Genomic DNA, 18,137 nt, shown 5'->3' on the forward strand with positions numbered 1-18,137 from the left:
AGGTGACCGACATGTCAGTGTTGTCCCGAGCGCCCTTCGGTCGCATGATCACTGCGATGGTCACCCCGTTCGCCGCGGGTGGCAAACTTGATCTTGATGGTGCCGCTGGGCTCGCCGAGCATCTGGTGGACGCCGGGAACGAAGGCTTGGTCGTCAACGGCACCACCGGGGAATCGCCTACCACCTCGGATGCGGAAAAGGAAGAGCTGCTGCGCGTGGTGGTCGAGACGGTTGGTGCCCGCGCCGCGGTGATCGCCGGGGTGGGCACCAATGACACTCGTCACACCGTGGAGTTGGCCAGGGCTGCGGAGAAGGCCGGCGCGTGCGGTCTGCTGGTGGTGAGCCCCTACTACAACAAGCCCCCGCAGGCGGGGCTCCTCGTGCACTTCACCGCCGCCGCCGACGCAACCGGCCTCCCGGTGATGATTTACGACATACCTGGCCGTAGCAGTGTGTCGGTGGCAACAGATACGCTGGTGCGACTCGCCGAGCATCCGCGGATCGTGGCGGTCAAGGACGCCAAGGACGACCTTGGAGCGTCATCGTGGGTCCTTGCCCGCACGGGTCTTGCGTACTACTCCGGGACGGACATGCTCAACCTCCCGTTGTTGTCGGTAGGTGCCGTCGGGGTGGTAAGCGTCGTCGGGCATGTCGCCACCAGCCGGATCCGCTCGATGATCGACGCTTTCGACGCAGGTGACGCGGTCCGTGCCCGTGCTCTGCACATGAGTCTGCTTCCGGCGTACGAGGGCCTATTCAGGAACCAAGGTGTGATCATGACAAAGGCTGCTCTCAATATGGCAGGACTGCCCGCTGGCGGTGTCCGCCCGCCACTGGTCGACGCGACGGACGATGAACGCGAGCGACTGCGTGTCGACCTCGCCGCGGCCGGGGTCGATCTCTGCGTGGACGCGAGCGCGACGGTGGGGTCCGCGTGAGCCATCCCCATCCCGGGTTGGGAACGCCACCGCCGCTGCCCCCGGACGGTCTGCGCATCGTCGCGCTCGGCGGCCTGGGCGAGATCGGCCGCAACATGACCGTGTTCGAGTTCGACGGCCGGCTGCTCATCGTCGACTGTGGGGTCCTGTTTCCCGAGACGGACCAGCCGGGCGTCGACCTGATCCTTCCCGACTTCACTGCGATTCGGGACAGGCTCGACGCGATCGATGCGGTCGTGCTCACCCACGCGCACGAGGACCACATCGGCGCCGTGCCCTACCTGCTACGTGAGCGTGCGGACATTCCGTTGGTCGGTTCCCGGCTGACCCTTGCGCTGATGGTGGCCAAGCTCGCCGAGCATCGCATCAGCCCGGTCACGATCGAGGTCCGGGAGGAACAGACCCAGAGCTTCGGCCCGTTCAACTGCGAGTTCTTCGCGGTCAACCACTCCATTCCGGACGCTTTGGCTGTCGCGATCCGCACTCCGGCGGGCCTTGTGCTGCACACCGGCGACTTCAAGATGGATCAACTACCCCTTGACGGCCGCCTGACCGACCTCGGTGGTTTCGCCCGGCTCGGCCGGGAAGGCGTCGATCTGCTTCTGTCCGACTCCACCAATGCCGAGGTACCGGGTTTTGTCACATCCGAGCGGGAGATTGCCCCGGTGCTCGACGGCGTGTTCCGGGATGCCAAGAAGCGGATCATCGTCGCGTGCTTTGCCAGCCATGTGCACCGGGTTCAGCAGGTTCTTGACGCGGCGGAAGCTCACGGTCGCTCGGTGTGCTTCGTCGGGCGGTCGATGGTCCGTAACATGGGGGTGGCCCGCGATCTCGGGCTGCTCAGGGTGCCGACCGGCCTTGTGATCGATCTGCGGGATGTCGGTGCGTTGCCCGACCGCAACATCTGCCTGGTCTCGACCGGGTCCCAGGGCGAGCCATTGTCGGCGCTGTCGCGGATGGCCAACCGCGACCACGCCATCCAGATCCAGGCCGGCGACACGGTGGTGCTGGCCTCCAGCCTGATACCCGGCAACGAGAACGCGGTCTACCGGGTGATCAACGGTTTGGCTCGCTGGGGCGCGAAGGTCGTTCACAAGGGGGTGGCAAAGGTCCACACCTCCGGCCACGCCCCAGCAGGCGAGCTGCTCTACGTCCTCAACGCTACCCGGCCGTCCAACGTGATGCCGGTGCACGGCGAATGGCGACACCTGCGGGCACACGGCGCGCTCGCCGAGGCCAGTGGTGTACCCGCCGACAGGGTGGTGCTGGCCGACGACGGCATGGTCGTCGACCTCGTCGACGGGCAGGCGAACATCACCGGTGTGGTCCCGTGCGGCTATGTCTACGTCGACGGGCTCGCGGTCGGCGACGTCGGCGAACCAAGCCTGAAGGATCGCCGCATCCTGGGCGAGGAGGGCTTCATCACGATCATGGTTGTCGTTGACGCGGCGTCCGGAAAGGTCGTGGGTGGTCCGGAACTGTCGACACGGGGCTTTTCCGACACCCACGATGCTTTCGAGCAGGTTCGCGGACTGGTCACCGACACGTTGGCGGAAGCGATGCGGTCGGGGATGATCGACGTCGGCGCGCTCCAGCAGCTGGTACGTCGCACGGTCGGGCGCTGGGTCAGTGACACCTATCGACGTCGTCCGATGATTATTCCGGTTGTCGTCGAGGTCTGATCCGGCCCGGGGCGACGCGCCCGGAAGGTCGCGGTTGCCCGATGTCAGCGCCGCGGACCTGTACCCTCGGCGCGTGGCCACGCGGGCAGGTGGCACGCGTACGCGTGCCCAGGGCGGGACGGCGAGCTCCCGAGCCGCGCCCGCGCGGCGCCCGCCGGCGAAACCCCGGTCGAATGCACAGTCGAAGGGACAGAAGGGCGGTCGCGCAAAGGCGCCGCCACGCAAGCCCAGCGTGCCCTTCACGCTGCTGATCGCCCGGAGCGTCATCCGGTTGACGGTGCGTTTCTGGCTCGCTGCGGCCACGCTGTTGGGCAGTCTGCTACGCCGAATCGGCCGCGGCGCTCGTGACCTTCACATCGACGGGACCCACCAGCGGGACGGTGTGGCGCTCGCCGCGCTTGGTGCCACCGTCCTCACGGCGGCGGCAGTCTGGTTTCACGCCGCCGGGCCGGTCGGACGGGTTGTCTCCGTGGTGCTGCACTTCCTGGTCGGCGTGGGCGCGGTGGCGCTGCCGCTGTTCGGCTTGGGCGCGACCTGGAGACTTGTCCGCAGTCCCAGCGATCCAGACAGCCGCGGTCGGGTGGTGATCGGCTGGACCGCGTTCGCGTTGGGCGCGCTGGGGATCGTGCACCTGGCGCGCGGAGTTCCCGACTTCGCCGCCGGCCAGCACGCGATGGGGAGGGCGGGTGGGCTTGCCGGGTTCCTCGTCAGCTCGCCGTTGACTGGTGCCGTGACGGCCTACCTGGCCGCCCCGCTCCTGATTCTGCTCAGCCTGTTCGGCGTTCTCGTGATCACGAAGACGCCGATCCGCGCGGTTCCTGACCGGCTGCGAGACCTGCAGGACAAGCTCCTGGTGGGCATCCTCGCCGCCGATGACCGGGATGACGTCGACCGGGATGACGAACCGGACGACAGGCGGGGCAGGGATCAAGCTGCGTCGGTCGAAGGACGGCAGCTCGTTGACGATCTGCTGGGAATCACCTCGGCAGACGTCTTCGACATCGACGCGCCGGCGAGTGACGCGCCGGCGGCTGAAGAGCCGGCGAGTGACGCGCTGGCGGCTGAAGAGCCGACGGCTGAAGAGCGGGCGCCCGTGCCGAGAGCCCGGCGCAGAACGCCGAAGGTGCCCGACCCGGCCCCGGTGATGCACTTCGTGGCGCCCAGCGCGGGTGGCGGTGTGGACAGCACCTACGTGCTGCCGTCGCCGACCCTGCTGCAACGGGGAACGCCGCCGAAGGTGCGGTCGGCCGCGACGGACACGGTGATCGCCTCACTGACGGATGTGTTCTCCCAGTTCCGGGTCGACGCCCGGGTGACTGGCTTCACCCGCGGGCCGACGGTGACCCGCTACGAGGTGGAGCTCGGTTCGGCCGTGAAGGTGGAGCGGATCACCCAGCTGGCCAAGAACATCGCGTATGCCGTCAAGAGCGCCGATGTCAGGATCATCAGTCCGATCCCGGGCAAGAGCGCGGTCGGTGTCGAGATCCCCAACACCGACCGGGAGCTGGTCTCCCTCGGTGACGTCCTGCGCAGCACCGAGGCGACCGGTAACCCACATCCGCTGATGGTGGGGCTGGGCAAGGACATCGAGGGGGGGTATGTCGTCGCGAACCTGGCGAAGATGCCCCACATCCTCATCGCGGGCGCCACCGGCGCCGGTAAGTCGACCTGTATCAACACGCTGATCACAAGTGTGCTGGCGCGGGCCAGCCCTGACCAGGTGCGGTTGGTGCTGGTCGACCCGAAACGGGTCGAACTGACCAACTACGAGGGCATCCCACATCTGATCACGCCGATCATCACGAATCCGAAGAAGGCCGCGGACGCGCTGGCCTGGGTTGTCAAGGAGATGGAGAACCGGTACGAGGATCTTGCCGCCTGCGGGGTTCGCCACGTCGACGACTTCAACCGCAAGGTCAGAGCGGGAGAGATCGTGGCGCCGCCGGGCTCGGAGCGGGTGTACGTGCCGTATCCGTACATCCTGACGATCGTCGATGAGCTCGCCGATCTGATGATGGTGGCGCCACGGGACGTGGAGGACGCGATCTGCCGGATCACGGCCATGGCACGAGCCGTCGGCATCCATCTTGTGCTGGCGACCCAGCGCCCGTCGGTGGACGTGGTGACCGGTCTGATCAAAGCGAACGTGCCGTCGCGGTTGGCGTTTGCGACCTCGTCCCTGGCGGACAGCCGGGTCATCCTCGACCAGGCCGGTGCCGAGAAGCTGGTCGGGCTCGGTGACGCACTCTTCCTGCCGATGGGTGCGGGCAAGCCGGCTCGTATCCAGGGCGCCTTTGTTTCCGAGGAGGAGATAGCGGCGATCGTCGCCCATACCAAGGAACAGGCGACTCCGGCGTTCCGCGAGGATGTGTTCGTCGGTCAGGGCGAGTCCAAGAAGGACGTCGACGAGGACATCGGCGACGATCTTGCTTTGTTCCTGCAGGCGGTGGAGCTGGTGGTGTCCACCCAGTTCGGGTCGACGTCGATGCTCCAGCGCAAGCTGCGGGTGGGTTTCGCCAAGGCCGGCCGGTTGATGGACCTCATGGAAAGCCGCGGAATCGTCGGGCCCAGCGAGGGCTCGAAGGCGCGGGACGTGCTGGTCATGCTCGACGAACTTGAGGGTCTCCTGACAACCCTGCGTAATGGATAGCAAGCGTCCTGGTGGTCCTGAGGATCGGCTTTCGGCTGGTGGCCGACGACCGTAGACTCAAGTCCACTGATCTGACCGGTGCGGAGGTTGGCCATGCGGTCCGATGCTGGCGTGGGTGCGGCGCTTGCCGCGGCCCGTGGCGCGCGGGGCATGTCCGTTGCCGAGGTCAGTGAGCGGACCCGTATCCGTGTGACGTTGATCAAGCAGATGGAGAACGAAGACTTCGCCGGTTGCGGCGGCGTGGTGTACGCACGTGGTCACATTCGGAGTATCGCTCGTATGTTGGAGATCGATCCGGAACCTTTGATCGCCGACTACGACCGGGTGCACGGCCGGGTGCCGGAGGCGCCTGTGCATCTGCCCCGGGAGTTCGACCCGCTTATCGCCGGCGGCGGGCCGCGACGTCAGGGTTTCGCCCGGATGCCGGCGGTAGCCATCTCGCTGGCATCGGTGTGCGTGCTGGTCGGCCTCGCCGTCGTGCTGACTCCGGGCGGGTCAGGCGGGACTGCCGGAGTCGCGCAGGGCGCCACCGCCGCTGTCGTTGCGCCGTCGTTGCAGGGTGGGGCCGCGCCGGCCCAGCCCGCCACCACACCCCGGCCGACGACACCGCCGCCGGCCGGGGTGAACGTCCTCGTGGCGGTTCGTGGTGATCCGAGCTGGCTGGAGGTCCGCGACGAGAGTGCCCGGGTTCTGCTACAGCAGATCCTGCAGCCCGGTGACAGCCGCACAGTCACGGCCGATCGTTCCATGGAGATCAAAATGGGGAATGCGGGGGCCGTTGACGTGTCCTGTAATGGGCGGAATCTGGGGCCGAGTGGGAACCCTGGCCAGGTTGTCACCGTCCGCGTCGGTCTCGGTACCTCGGGAGACTGCATCGTTGGTGGTGCGGCGCCCCGGTAGCCTGACGTCGTGCCCGATCGCCCCGTTCGCAGCGTCGCCCTGATCACATTGGGATGTTCCCGTAACGATGTGGACTCCGAAGAGCTGGCAGCGCGGCTCGGTGTCGACGGCTGGACGGTGGTCGACGATCCGAGTGGCGCCGACGCCGTGGTTGTGAACACCTGCGGTTTCATCGAGGTCGCAAAGAAGGACTCGATCGACACCGTGCTCGCCGCCGCCGACCTGCGTGACAGTGACGGGGGCCCGCGGGCGGTGGTCGCCGTGGGGTGCCTGGCTGAGCGGTACGGCCGGGAACTGGCGGACAGCCTGCCGGAGGCGGACGCGGTACTGGGTTTTGATGCCTACCCGGCGCTGGGGCGACATCTGGATGCCGTGCTGCGCGGTGAGACGCCACGCGCACACACCCCGCGTGACCGGCGGACCCTGCTTCCGATCACTCCCGTGGACCGGCAGCGGGTCGACCGCCCGGCACCGGAAGTCCTGCGGAAACGCCTGGTCGGCGGTCCGGTCGCGCCATTGAAGATCTCCAGTGGATGCGACCGTCGCTGTGCGTTCTGTTCGATTCCGACGTTCCGCGGCTCGCATGTCTCCCGTCCACCGCAGGAGGTCATGGCCGAGGCAGAGTGGCTGGCCGGTCAGGGCGTGCGGGAACTGGTCCTGGTCAGTGAGAACTCGACCTCCTACGGCAAGGACCTGGGGGACCTGCGGGCGCTGGAGAAGCTCCTTCCCCAGCTGGCCGCGATCGCAGGTGTCGTGCGCGTCCGGGCCGTGTACCTTCAGCCGGCGGAGGTGCGGCCGTCCTTGCTGGAGACGCTACTGACGACATCCGGGGTCGCCCCTTATCTCGATCTGTCGTTCCAGCATGCGAGCCCGTCGGTACTTCGGCGGATGCGCCGCTTCGGCGGCGCTGACGCCTTCGGTGACCTACTGGCCCGGGCGCGCGCCTTCGCCCCGGAGCTCGGGGCACGTTCGAACGTGATCCTCGGTTTTCCGGGCGAGACCTCGGCGGACGTCGCGATTCTCGAGCGTTTTCTCGCCGATGCCGATCTTGATGCCGTCGGGGTCTTCGGCTATTCCGACGAGGATGGCACCGAGGCGGCCAGCCTGCCCGACAAGGTCACCCCGGCAACCGTGCGCCGGCGTCAGCAACGGGTTACCGACCTGGTCGAGCAGCTGACCGCCGAGCGGGCACAGCGGCGGATCTCCTCGGTCGTCGAGGTTCTCGTGGAAGAGGTCGTCGGCGGGCTGGCGCATGGGCGGGCGGCCCATCAGCAGCCCGAGGTTGACGGCGCATGCACCGTTGCGTTGCCGGCCGGATCGGTCGCGGAGGTCCGGGTGGGGGATCTGGTGAGCGCCACGGTGGTTGCGACCGAGGGCGTTGATCTGATCGCCGAGTTCGCCGAGTTCGTCAATGTCGTTGATTCCGTGTCGAGGTGAGTGCACCCGGGCCGGGTACTGCCGTCAGCCGGATGAACCTGGCCAACGCACTCACCGTCCTGCGGCTCGCGCTCGTGCCGGTGTTCGTGGCGTTGATGTTCGTAGCCGGTGGTCACGTCACGGGCTGGCGGGTGGCCGCATGTGTCGCGTACGCGGTCGCGGCGCTGACCGATCAGATTGACGGGTATGTTGCCCGCAGCCGGAGCCTCGTCACCGATTTCGGGATCATCCTCGACCCGATCGCGGACAAGGCACTGACCGGCGCCGCGCTGGTGTCCCTCTCCCTCCTGGGTGACCTGCCGTGGCCGGTGACCGTCGTCGTCGCGGTCCGGGAGGTCGGTGTGACGCTGCTGCGGTTGTGGGTGATCCGGCGTGGGGTCATGGCGGCCAGCCGCGGTGGCAAGCTCAAGACCCTGTTGCTCAACTGTGCGCTCGGTCTCTATGTTCTACCGCTGGACGGGGTGGGCGCGTCAGCCAGGGCGGTCATTCTGGCTGCCGGTGTGCTGGTCGCGGTCGTCACGGGTCTGGATTATGTGGGGCGGGCACTGGCCTTGCGGCGGGCGGCGACGCAGGTTACCGAAAGAGCGCTGGAGGACAGCGATGCGAGTTGAACTGCTGGCCGTGGGAGACGAACTGCTTTTCGGAGACATTGTCAACGGCAACGCCGCATGGCTCGGGCGGCAGCTCGCGGACGTGGGTGTCGTGCTGAAGACCTCCACGGTGGTGGGTGACGACGTCGAGATGATCGCGGCCAGGATTGCCGAGGGCCTCGGTCGGGCGGACGCCGTCATCATGACCGGTGGGCTGGGGCCGACCCAGGACGATGTGACCCGCGAGGGGATCGCCCGGGCCGCCGGGGTGGGGCTGCGCCGGGACGCCTTCCTGGAGGCGATGCTGCGTAGGCGTTTTCGTGCGCTCGGGCGGGAGGGCCCGGCCGCCGGCGGCGTCGTGGCGCCGGAGATGAACTACCGCCAGGCGGACATACCCGAGGGTGGCGAGCCGTTACCCAACGAGGTCGGTACGGCACCCGGCATCCAGCTGGAGATGGCGGGTGGGGTGGTATATGCGATGCCCGGGGTGCCGCACGAGATGTACCCGATGTTCACCGGGTCGGTCCTGCCGGATCTGCTCCGCCGGGCGGGCGAGCCCGCGGTCGTGGTGCACCGGGTGCTGCGGACCGCCGGGGTCTGGGAGTCGGTGGTCGCCCACGCCCTCGCCGAGGAGATCGACCGGCTCGCCCCGATCGGCAACCCGACGATCGCCTTTCTCGCCAGCGGCGGTCAGACCCGGGTCCGGATCAGCGCCCGGGCCGGTGACCGGGCGCAGGCCTACACGCTCATCGAGCCGGTCGAGGCGGCGGCGCGGGCAGCCCTGGGCAGTGCGCTCTACGGCGTCGACGACGACACGTTGGAGGGAACCGTCCTGGGCCTGCTCGCAGACCGGGGCGAGACCCTCGCGGTCGCCGAGTCGTTGACGGGCGGTCTACTCGCGGGGCGCCTCACCGACGTCCCGGGCGCGAGCGCGGTGTTCCACGGCGGCGTGGTCACCTACGCAACCGACGCCAAGGTGTCGGTGCTGGGCGTCGACGCGGGGCTGCTGGCCACCAGCGGCGCGGTGTCGACCGAGGCGGCCGCGGCGATGGCCACCGGCGTCCGGGACCTGCTCGGGGCGACCCACGGGCTCGCGGTGACCGGCGTGGCCGGTCCCGACGAGCTGGAGGGCAAGCCGGTCGGGACGTTGCACATCGGTATCGCGGGGCCGTTCGGCGTGGTGACCAGGTCTGCCCGCCTGCCCGGAGACCGGCCGCAGAACCGTACCTACGCCGTTGTCCAGGCATTGGACGCTCTTCGGCGTACCCTGGCAGTTCATACGTGCCAGCCGGGATGAATCGCGGACGCGGGTTGCTTACATAGTTACATTCGCATCAACGGTCGGCCATCCCGGTGGACGGCAGGTATACGGTAAGGCCCAGCCCGAGGACGAAGGAGGAGGCACGATGGTCCTGCTCCGACGCATGCTCGGCGAGGCATTGCGCCGCCGCCGTCAAGATCAACATCGAACCCTCCGTGAGGTGTCCTCCGCCGCGAGGGTATCGCTCGGATACCTCTCCGAGATCGAACGTGGGCAGAAGGAGGCGAGTTCGGAGCTGCTCGCCGCGATCTGTGCGGCGCTCGGTGTCCGGCTGGCCGATCTGCTCCGTGAGGTGAGCGACGACCTGGAGCTCGCCGAGTTCGCCGCCGGTGGGTCGGCGCGGGTTGGCGGCCCGATGGCGGGTATGGCGCCCATGGCGCCCATGGCGGCCATGGCGGCACGCGGGGGCGGCACATCCACCGCCGTGGTGGAGCGCGCAGCTTAGCTTCGCGGCGCAGCGCCGGCGTGGGACGATCGGTGCATGGCGAACGTCGTCCGCAAGTTCTACCGCTACCTGTCTGCATCGGCGAACCGGAAGCTGGACGACCGGGCTGATCCGCGGGTCCAGATCGACCAGGCGATTACTGAGGCCCAGCGCCAGCATCAGGCACTCGTCGGGCAGGCCGCCGCCGTGGTGGGTAACCAGCGGCAGCTGGAGATGCGGATGGCACGTCAGATCGACGAGGCGGAAAGCCTGGCCGCATCCGCGCGTCAGGCCGTCATACTCGCCGATGCGGCCAATGCGAACGGCGATGCGACCGGCGGCGAACGGTACGAGCAGACCGCACGGGCTTTCGCCGGCCAGCTCGTGGCCGTGGAGGGTTCTCTGGAGGAGCTCAAGGCCCTGCACCAACAGGCCACCTTCTCGGCAGAGCAGGCCCGTCGTGCCGTCGAGGACAACACCGCGCGGTTGCAGGGGCAGCTTGCCGAGCGCGCGCGCCTGCTGACCCAGATCGAGCATGCCGCCATGCAGGAGCAGCTGAGCAAGGCCCTTGATGGAATGTCCCAGCTGACTCCGCCGGGTGACACCCCCACGCTGGCGGAGGTCCGCGACAAGGTCGAGCAGCGCTACGCGGTATCCCTGGGACGCCATGAACTTGCCTCCCAGGGCGTGGAGGCCCGGATGTTGGAGATCCGCAGGGCGACCATGGACGCGAAGGCGTCCAATCGGCTGACCGAGATCCGCACAGCGCTGTCCGCCGACAAGCGCTCCCCGGACCAGTTGGAATCCTGACCCGATGCTGGTGACCCGATGCTGGTGAATTACCTACCGGAGTGGCTGCGCGCCGACGTTGAACGCCGGAGCCTGGTACGCGGTGAGCGGCGGCTCGTCCGGGGGCACGCTCGCCGCCGGCGGCGGGCCGAGCGGTCCACCCGGCTGTGGATCGGGGTGGCCGTCCTCGCCCCGGCGATCGCGGCGGTGGAGGGCAGCTGGGGGTGGCTGGTCGTGGCGGCCGGCGCGTTGGCCCGGGCAGGCCTGGCCTGGCACCAGGCACAGGGTGCCGCGTCGTTGTCGCCCGTGGTCCTGCCGCTGCCGAGCGCACCCCTACCGTCGCGGGTACGCCTGTACGGGTCGGCCGCGGCGGACCCGTTGCAGCGCGGTGAGGCGGCAATTGCCGCGCTTGCGGCGATCATGCGGGCGTCGCCGCCGGGACCGGCCGCCGAGGCGGTCCGCGCGGCGATGGCATCGGCCGCGGAGGTGGTGGACAGCCTGCGGAATCGGGCCCAGCACGTCCTGGCCTGCGAGTCGGCGGCTCGGGCGGTTGCCGACGCCAGCCGCCGTGCCGAGATCATTTCGACGGTCTCGGACCTGGTGAGCGCGATGAACGCCGCGGTGCAGGCGTTGGACGCCATGCTGGCCGCCGCCACCGACCTGCTCGCCTCAACGGTCTCGACCGTCTCAACGCCGTTGACGCCGGGGCAGCTCGACGGTCTTGACCGCCAGACGGCCACCCTGCGGGCCTTTGCCGAGGGCTTGCGTGACCTCAGGCGCTGATCTCAGGGGCTGACCTCAGGCGCGCAGCCGCAGGCCGCCCGGAGTGTGCTGGAAGCCCGCGCGTTCCAGCGCACGGCCGAGTTCGCCGCCGAGCAGGTCATGAGCAAGCCGCAGCTGGCCGCCGGCCCTGCGGACGGTGTCCACGAGGGCGTCCGCCGCCGGTGCCAGGACCGTGAACTCGTCCGTCCAGGTCAACACGGTCCTGCCACCGCGTTCGACATACATGATTAACTCGCCGTCGACCAGGACGACCAGCGCGCCGGGCGTGCGCCCTGGTCGGTGCCCACCGCCGGCCGGTGCGGGCCATGGCAATGCCGCGCCGTAGGGGTTGGCGGGATCGGCCGCGGCCAGCACGACCGCACCCGACGGTGGCGTGGTGGCCCGCAGCCGGTCGACCGCGCCGGTGACGGCGAACTGAGCCGCCCCGAGGGACTCCACGAAGTAGCCGCGCCGGCATCGGCCGGAATCTTCGAATGCCGACAGGACGCGGTACATCCCGGCGAAGCCGCCTGGGATCCGTTCGGCGCCGACCGCACCGCGGGTGACGATCCCATACCGTTCGAGCATCGCTTCGGCCTGTGCGTGGGCTCGCAGCGTCGGATCCGGATCACGTTCGGGCAGCAGGGACCAGCGGCCGGCGACCGTCGGTGGGCCGCCGCGGCGCGGCATGGCCGGACGCGGGATGCGCTGGTTGCTCCGGTGGGTACCGCGCCCACCGCTCAGCGCGGCTCGCAATGGGGCGAAGGTGTCGTTGGTGACCAGGCCCGCCCACACCAGGTCCCACAGGGCGCTTGCGAGCGCGGTGTCGTCGAGACTGGTGACCCGGTCGGACAAGGTCCGGAAGAACAGCGCAGCCTGTCCGTCGAGGGCCGCCAGCACCGCGCCGTGCAGCGGGGTGCTGGCGGCGTCCGGTACCGCCGGGGGCAGCAGCAGGGCCGCGGCGTCCGCTGGCACCAGGGTCACCCAGCCGTCGTTGCCGGGCAGGCCGCCGGCCCCTGCCCACAGTACCTCGCCAGACACGCACAGCTCATCAAGCAGTGCCGGGCTGTAGCCCGACACCCGGCTCGGCAGGACGAACTGTTCCCAGGCGCTGGCCGGGACAAGCGCACCCTGAAGTTGTTCGACGGTCCGGGCCACCGCGTCGATGCCGTGCGAGCCCGTACCGCCGCCCCCGGGAGAGACCCCCTGCCAGCCTGGCAGAAACCGGGCGAACACCTGGACGGGTACCGGCTCGACAGCACGCCGCGACGCCGCGAGGCTGCGCCGGCGAAGTGCCCGTAGGACGCCTTCGTCACACCACTGTTCGCCGGTGCCGCCCGGGCGGAGCTCGCCGCGCACGAGCCGGCCGGTGCCGACCATCCGTTCCAGACCGGCGCTGACCACCCCGACGCCCAGACCGAACCGGTGCGCCACCGCTTCGGTGTCGAACGGCCCGTGCGTGCGGGCATATCGCGACAGCAGGTCCCCCAGGGGATCGACGACGGTCGCGGTGAAGGTCCCGGGAACACCGAGGGGAACCGGTACGCCGAGGGCGTCGCGCAGTCGCCCGGCGTCCTCGATCGCCACCCAACGTTGCGTACCAGCGATGCGCACCCGCAGCGCGCGGTGTGTGTCGGCAAGTTCGGCGAGCCAGGCCGTGGTCGCTCCCCGAGCCAGTGCCTCGGCGGTGGTGAGGTCGCCGACCACCCGCAGCAGATCGGCTGTGCCCTCGACGTCGTGCGCACGGCGGTCGGGCGCCAGCTGTTGGAGCTCGGCCTCGAGCTGTGCCAGCACAGCCGTGTCGATCAGTTCGCGCAGATCCGCCTGACCGAGCAGCTGCGCGAGCAGGGAACTGTCCAACGCCAGTACCTGGGCCCGGCGTTCGGCCAGTGGCGTGTCACCGGCGTACATGAACGCGGCGACATAGCCGAACAGCATCGAACGGGCGAAGGGCGACGGCGTGGCGGTCTCGACCTCCACCACACGCATGGTTCGTGACGCCACGTCACGCATCAGCCCCGTCAGCGCGGGGACGTCGAAGACGTCCTGCAGGCATTCCCGCATGGTCTCCAGCACGATCGGGAAGTTGTCGAAGCGTGCCGTCACCGCCAGCAGATGGGCGCTGCGCTGGCGCTGCTGCCACAGTGGCGTTCGCCGGCCAGGGGTACGTCGGGGCAGCAGCAGCGCCCGGGCGGCACACTCGCGGAACCGACTCGCGAACAGCGCGCTCGTGCTGACCTCCGTGCGGACCACCGCGTCGATCTCGTCCGGGTCGAACACGACGACGTCGGCGGTGGGAGCGATGTCGGCGTCGGGTACCCGCGCCACGATGCCGTCGTCGGAGTGCATGATCTGTACTTCGGTGCCGTAACGGTCGCGTAGGCGTGCCCCGATGGCCAGCGCCCACGGCGCGTTCACCAGGGCGCCGAACGGAGCGTGAACCGCCAGCCGCCAGTCACCTAGCTCGTCGCGAAAGCGTTCGACGACGATCGTCCGGTCGTCCGGCAGGTGACCGGTTGCCTCCTGCTGCTCGACGAGGTAGGCGAGCAGGTTGTCGGTGGCCCACTCGTCGAGACCCGCCGCCTGGATGCGTTGGCGCGCACCTGCGGGCCCGAGACGGGCGAGTTCCCGGGTGAACGCGCCGAGCGCGCGACCCAGCTCGGCCGGCCGCCCGGGTGTGTCGCCGTGCCAGAACGGCAGCCGCCCCGGCTGTCCCGGCGCCGGGGTCACCAGCACCCGATCAGGGGTGATCTCCTCGATGCGCCAACTGGACGAGCCGAGCAGGACGACGTCACCGACCCGCGACTCGTAGACCATCTCCTCGTCCAGCTCGCCCACCCGGCTTGCCTTCTCGCCGACGAGGAAGACACCGAACAGACCCCGGTCGGGGATGGTGCCTCCGCTGGTGACCGCGAGACGACCGGAACCGGGCCGGCCGGTGAGCGTGCCGGTGGCGCGGTCCCAGACGACCCGCGGGCGCAGTTCGGCGAAGTCGTCGGAGGGGTATCGACCGGCGAGCATGTCCAGGACGGCATCCAACATCGCCGGTGGCAGGGTCGCGAACGGCGCGGCGCGCCGGACCAACGCGGCCAGGTCGTCGACCGACCACGGTTCCATGGCGACCATCGCCACGATCTGCTGGGCCAGGACGTCGAGTGGGTTGCGTCGGTAGCGCAGCTCCTCGATCGCACCGTCGCGCATCCGTTCGGCCACGACGGCGCACTCCGGGAGGTCGCCACGGTGCCGGGGCACAATCACCCCGCGGCTGACGGCTCCGACCTGGTGCCCGCCGCGCCCAACCCGCTGCATGCCCGCGGCGACGCTGGGTGGCGACTCGACCTGGATGACGAGGTCCACCGCTCCCATGTCGATGCCGAGCTCCAGACTGGAGGTGGCCACCACCGCGGCCAGCCGGCCGGCCTTCAGATCGTCCTCGATGAGCGCCCGTTGTTCCCGGCTGACGCTGCCGTGATGGGCCCGGGCCAGCGGCTGATCGGTGTGCGTGCGCGCGGTGTACGCCTCGTTCAGGTGGGCGCACAGTCGTTCGGCGAGGCGCCGCGAATTGGCGAAGACGATCGTCGAGCGGTGCGCGAGTACAAGATCGAGGATGCGTTCCTCCACGGCGGCGGGACTGTCCGCAAGGCTGGTCATGTCCGCCACCGGTACGACCACGTCGATCTGCAGCGTCTTGTCGGCCGGTGGGCATACGACCGTGACCTGGCCAGCCCCGCCGAGCAGGCGCGCGACCTCCTCGATCGGGCGAACGGTCGCCGACAGGCCCACCCGCTGGGCGGGGCGTTCCAACAGCGCGTCGAGGCGTTCCAGGCTGAGCGCGAGGTGCGCGCCGCGTTTGGTGCCGGCCACGGCGTGCACCTCGTCCACGATCACTGTTTCCACCGCGCGCAGCGACTCGCGGGCCTGGCTGGTCAGGATCAGAAACAACGACTCGGGCGTGGTGATGAGCACATCCGGTGGTAGCCGGCCAAGGGCCCGCCGTTCGCCGGCCGGCGTGTCGCCTGACCGGATACCGACCCGTACGTCGGGCTCGGGCAGGCCCAGGCGTGCCGCGGCCGCCCGGATGCCGGCGAGCGGGGCGCGCAGATTGCGCTCGATGTCCACGGCCAGCGCCTTGAGCGGGCTCACGTACAGCACGCGGCACCGTCGGGCCGGTTCGGCGCTCGGACCGGTGCTCGGACCGGCGCGGACGAGCCGGTCCAACGACCACAGAAACGCCGCGAGCGTCTTGCCCGACCCGGTCGGCGCGACGACCAGGACGTTGGCTGCGTCACCGATCGCCTGCCAGGCACCCACCTGCGCGGGCGTGGGCGCCGGGAACACGGCGGCGAACCAGGCCCGGGTGGGCTCGCAGAACCGCGCGAGGGGGGATCGGGTGGACATGTTCCGAGTCTGCCTCGCCGGTCCGACACACTGGGGAGCGTGCGACTGACCGAGTTCTGGGCGCGGATGAACAAGCAGTTCGGTTCCGGGTACGCGGAATCGGTCGCCCGTGACCATGTGGTGGCCCGGCTCGGCGGGGTGACGGTGTCCGACGCCCTGGCCCGCGGCGACGATGTCAAGGATGTCTGGCGGGCTGTGTGTGACGACTTCGAGGTACCCGCGCGCGACCGTTGACCGGATTTGCGGCGTGTCGCCCGCGTGGTCGAACGAATGTTCGTCTACTGTGGATGGCGAGCGCCCAGGTCTGCTGCGGTCGCCGGTGATGGGAGGACGGACATGATCGTTTCATCCTCGACTGGTCGGTTGTCCACAGGTCCGGCCCGGCGCTCGAAACTGTCGGACCTGCCCCCTACCGTCACCAACGTGGCCAAGACTCGACGACCTCAGCCTGGAGTGACTCCCATGGCAGGACTCGACCGTGAGAAGGCGTTGGAGAACGCCCTCGCACAGATCGACAAGCAGTTCGGCAAGGGCTCGGTTATGCGGCTCGGCGACGAAACCCGCCCACCGGTCCAGGTCATCCCGACCGGTTCCATCGCGTTGGATGTGGCACTCGGCATCGGCGGGCTGCCACGAGGGCGGGTAGTGGAGATCTACGGCCCGGAAGCGTCCGGTAAGACGACGGTTGCCCTCCACGCGGTCGCCAACGCCCAGGCGGCCGGCGGGATCGCCGCCTTCATCGACGCCGAGCACGCACTCGACCCTGACTACGCGGGCAAGCTCGGGGTCGACACCGATGCGCTGCTGGTCTCCCAGCCCGACACCGGTGAGCAGGCGCTGGAGATTGCGGACATGCTCATCCGATCCGGGGCGATCGACATCATCGTCATCGACTCGGTGGCCGCTCTCGTGCCCAGGGCCGAGATCGAAGGTGAGATGGGCGACAGTCATGTCGGCCTCCAGGCCAGGCTGATGTCCCAGGCGCTGCGCAAGCTGACCGGTGCTCTTTCGAACACGGGCACCACCGCCGTCTTCATCAACCAGCTCCGCGAGAAGGTCGGCGTCATGTTCGGTTCGCCCGAGACGACCACGGGTGGTAAGGCGCTGAAATTCTATGCCTCAGTACGGCTGGATGTCCGTCGTATCGAGACTCTGAAGGACGGTGCGGATGCCGTGGGTAACCGCACTCGGGTGAAAGTCGTGAAGAACAAGATGGCGCCTCCGTTCCGGACGGCGGAGTTCGACATCGTTTATGGCGCTGGCATAAGCCGTGAGGGTTCCCTGATCGACATGGGGGTCGAGCACGGGATCATCCGCAAGTCCGGAGCCTGGTACACCTACGACGGCGATCAGTTGGGTCAGGGTAAGGAGAACGCTCGATCCTTCATGCGTGACAACCCCGACATCGCCAACGAGATCGAGAAGAGGATCAAGGAAACTCTCGGCCTGGTGCCGTCGATCGACGCCGATCAGCCATCCCCACCAGCGGTTGATCTCTGACTGGCGGAAGGCGTTGATCGGTGATGCCGGTGTCGGATCGTAGCCGAGAAGAGGGCACGGACCCGGTGGAGCGGGCACGGGAGATATGCCTGCGCCAGCTTGAAGCCCGCCCACGAAGCCGCGCGGAACTAGCCGCCACGCTGGATCGCCGCGGAGTTGATCCAGAAACGGCGGAGATTGTGCTGAACCGTCTGGTCGCGGTGGGTCTGGTGGACGACAAGGCGTTCGCCGCCGCGTTGGTGTCCTCCGCCCGCGTGAACCGTGGTCTCGGTCGACGCGGTCTTGCCCACGAACTGCGGCGCCGGGGGGTGGACCCGGAGATCTCCTCGGTGGCTCTGCAGGCCGTGGACGGCCAGGACGAGGAGGCCACCGCACGAACGTTGGTACGACGCAGGCTGGCCACGATGGACGATGTGCCGGCGCAGGTGCGTGCCCGACGTCTGGCCGCGTTGCTCGATCGTCGCGGCTATCCTTCTGATCTTGTGATGCGAGTGGTCACGGAGGAACTGGAGGGTGGTGCGGCGGACTAGCATTTCTTGACCGTTCGACAGGCGCAGACCTACGCTCACCGAAGGTGAGAGGGCTCCCGCGGTGACGCGGTTCCGATAGCGTGAAACACGTTCACATGAGAGTGGTTGACCCGGATCGTGGCGCCTGCGGGCGCTGTCGTGCCCGCTTGGGCTCAACCCGCCTGTCAGTAGCGACACGGGTTGACGTTCCGGAACGGCCCGTTTCGTGGGTCCTTC

At 69.0% G+C, this 18,137-nt stretch carries 14 protein-coding genes; 13 read left to right on the forward strand and 1 reads right to left on the reverse strand.

Features of this window, described 5'->3' with window-relative positions:
• The first annotated feature begins 11 nt into the window (after positions 1 to 11).
• From dapA to pspM, 10 genes are all read left to right on the forward strand, one after another.
• Positions 12 to 938 (forward strand): 4-hydroxy-tetrahydrodipicolinate synthase, encoded by a 927-nt coding sequence (gene dapA, locus U9977_RS04340; protein ID WP_322747855.1) that lies wholly within the window; start codon positions 12 to 14, stop codon positions 936 to 938.
• Entirely contained in the window at positions 935 to 2,620 is a 1,686-nt protein-coding gene (locus tag U9977_RS04345; protein WP_322747856.1) for a ribonuclease J, read from the forward strand. The genes dapA and U9977_RS04345 overlap by 4 nt, the downstream gene beginning before the upstream one ends.
• Positions 2,621 to 2,852: 232 nt before the next feature.
• Complete coding sequence (locus U9977_RS04350; protein ID WP_322747857.1) at positions 2,853 to 5,270, forward strand: FtsK/SpoIIIE family DNA translocase; 2,418 nt, start codon at positions 2,853 to 2,855, stop codon at positions 5,268 to 5,270.
• A 93-nt stretch (positions 5,271 to 5,363) separates the two neighbouring features.
• Positions 5,364 to 6,170 carry a helix-turn-helix domain-containing protein gene (locus U9977_RS04355; protein WP_322747858.1) on the forward strand — a complete coding sequence of 269 codons (807 nt, stop codon included), beginning with the start codon at positions 5,364 to 5,366 and terminating at the stop codon, positions 6,168 to 6,170.
• A gap of 9 nt (positions 6,171 to 6,179) precedes the next feature.
• Positions 6,180 to 7,607 (forward strand): MiaB/RimO family radical SAM methylthiotransferase, encoded by a 1,428-nt coding sequence (locus tag U9977_RS04360; protein WP_322747859.1) that lies wholly within the window; start codon positions 6,180 to 6,182, stop codon positions 7,605 to 7,607.
• A gap of 32 nt (positions 7,608 to 7,639) precedes the next feature.
• The gene (locus tag U9977_RS04365) at positions 7,640 to 8,218 is read left to right on the forward strand and encodes a CDP-alcohol phosphatidyltransferase family protein (protein WP_322747880.1); all 579 of its coding nucleotides are present in this window, start codon (positions 7,640 to 7,642) and stop codon (positions 8,216 to 8,218) included.
• Positions 8,208 to 9,494 (forward strand): competence/damage-inducible protein A, encoded by a 1,287-nt coding sequence (locus tag U9977_RS04370; protein ID WP_322747860.1) that lies wholly within the window; start codon positions 8,208 to 8,210, stop codon positions 9,492 to 9,494. Before U9977_RS04365 ends, U9977_RS04370 begins: the two co-directional genes overlap by 11 nt.
• Positions 9,495 to 9,603: 109 nt before the next feature.
• Positions 9,604 to 9,963 carry a helix-turn-helix transcriptional regulator gene (locus U9977_RS04375; protein WP_322747861.1) on the forward strand — a complete coding sequence of 120 codons (360 nt, stop codon included), beginning with the start codon at positions 9,604 to 9,606 and terminating at the stop codon, positions 9,961 to 9,963.
• 36 nt (positions 9,964 to 9,999) lie between these two features.
• Positions 10,000 to 10,752, forward strand: coding sequence for a PspA/IM30 family protein (locus U9977_RS04380; RefSeq protein ID WP_322747862.1), 753 nt, complete (start codon positions 10,000 to 10,002; stop codon positions 10,750 to 10,752).
• A gap of 18 nt (positions 10,753 to 10,770) precedes the next feature.
• Complete coding sequence (gene pspM / locus U9977_RS04385) at positions 10,771 to 11,514, forward strand: phage shock envelope stress response protein PspM (RefSeq protein WP_322747863.1); 744 nt, start codon at positions 10,771 to 10,773, stop codon at positions 11,512 to 11,514.
• 15 nt (positions 11,515 to 11,529) lie between these two features.
• On the opposite strand, the gene U9977_RS04390 is transcribed toward pspM, so the two are convergent.
• Positions 11,530 to 15,891: a DEAD/DEAH box helicase gene (locus U9977_RS04390; RefSeq protein ID WP_322747864.1), complete on the reverse strand. Its 4,362-nt coding sequence runs from the start codon at positions 15,889 to 15,891 to the stop codon at positions 11,530 to 11,532.
• A 39-nt stretch (positions 15,892 to 15,930) separates the two neighbouring features.
• Between U9977_RS04390 and U9977_RS04395 the strand changes: the two genes are divergently transcribed.
• The 3 genes from U9977_RS04395 (at position 15,931) to U9977_RS04405 (ending at position 17,921) form a co-directional block, all read left to right on the forward strand.
• On the forward strand, positions 15,931 to 16,125 hold the full coding sequence (locus tag U9977_RS04395; RefSeq protein WP_322747865.1) for a DUF3046 domain-containing protein: 195 nt from the start codon (positions 15,931 to 15,933) through the stop codon (positions 16,123 to 16,125).
• 228 nt (positions 16,126 to 16,353) lie between these two features.
• Entirely contained in the window at positions 16,354 to 17,391 is a 1,038-nt protein-coding gene (gene recA / locus U9977_RS04400; RefSeq protein ID WP_322747866.1) for a recombinase RecA, read from the forward strand.
• Positions 17,392 to 17,414: 23 nt separating this feature from the next.
• On the forward strand, positions 17,415 to 17,921 hold the full coding sequence (locus tag U9977_RS04405) for a regulatory protein RecX (RefSeq protein WP_322747867.1): 507 nt from the start codon (positions 17,415 to 17,417) through the stop codon (positions 17,919 to 17,921).
• Positions 17,922 to 18,137: the final 216 nt, after the last annotated feature.

Source organism: Protofrankia sp. Cas8 (assembly GCF_963555845.1).
Classification (GTDB): domain Bacteria; phylum Actinomycetota; class Actinomycetes; order Frankiales; family Frankiaceae; genus Protofrankia.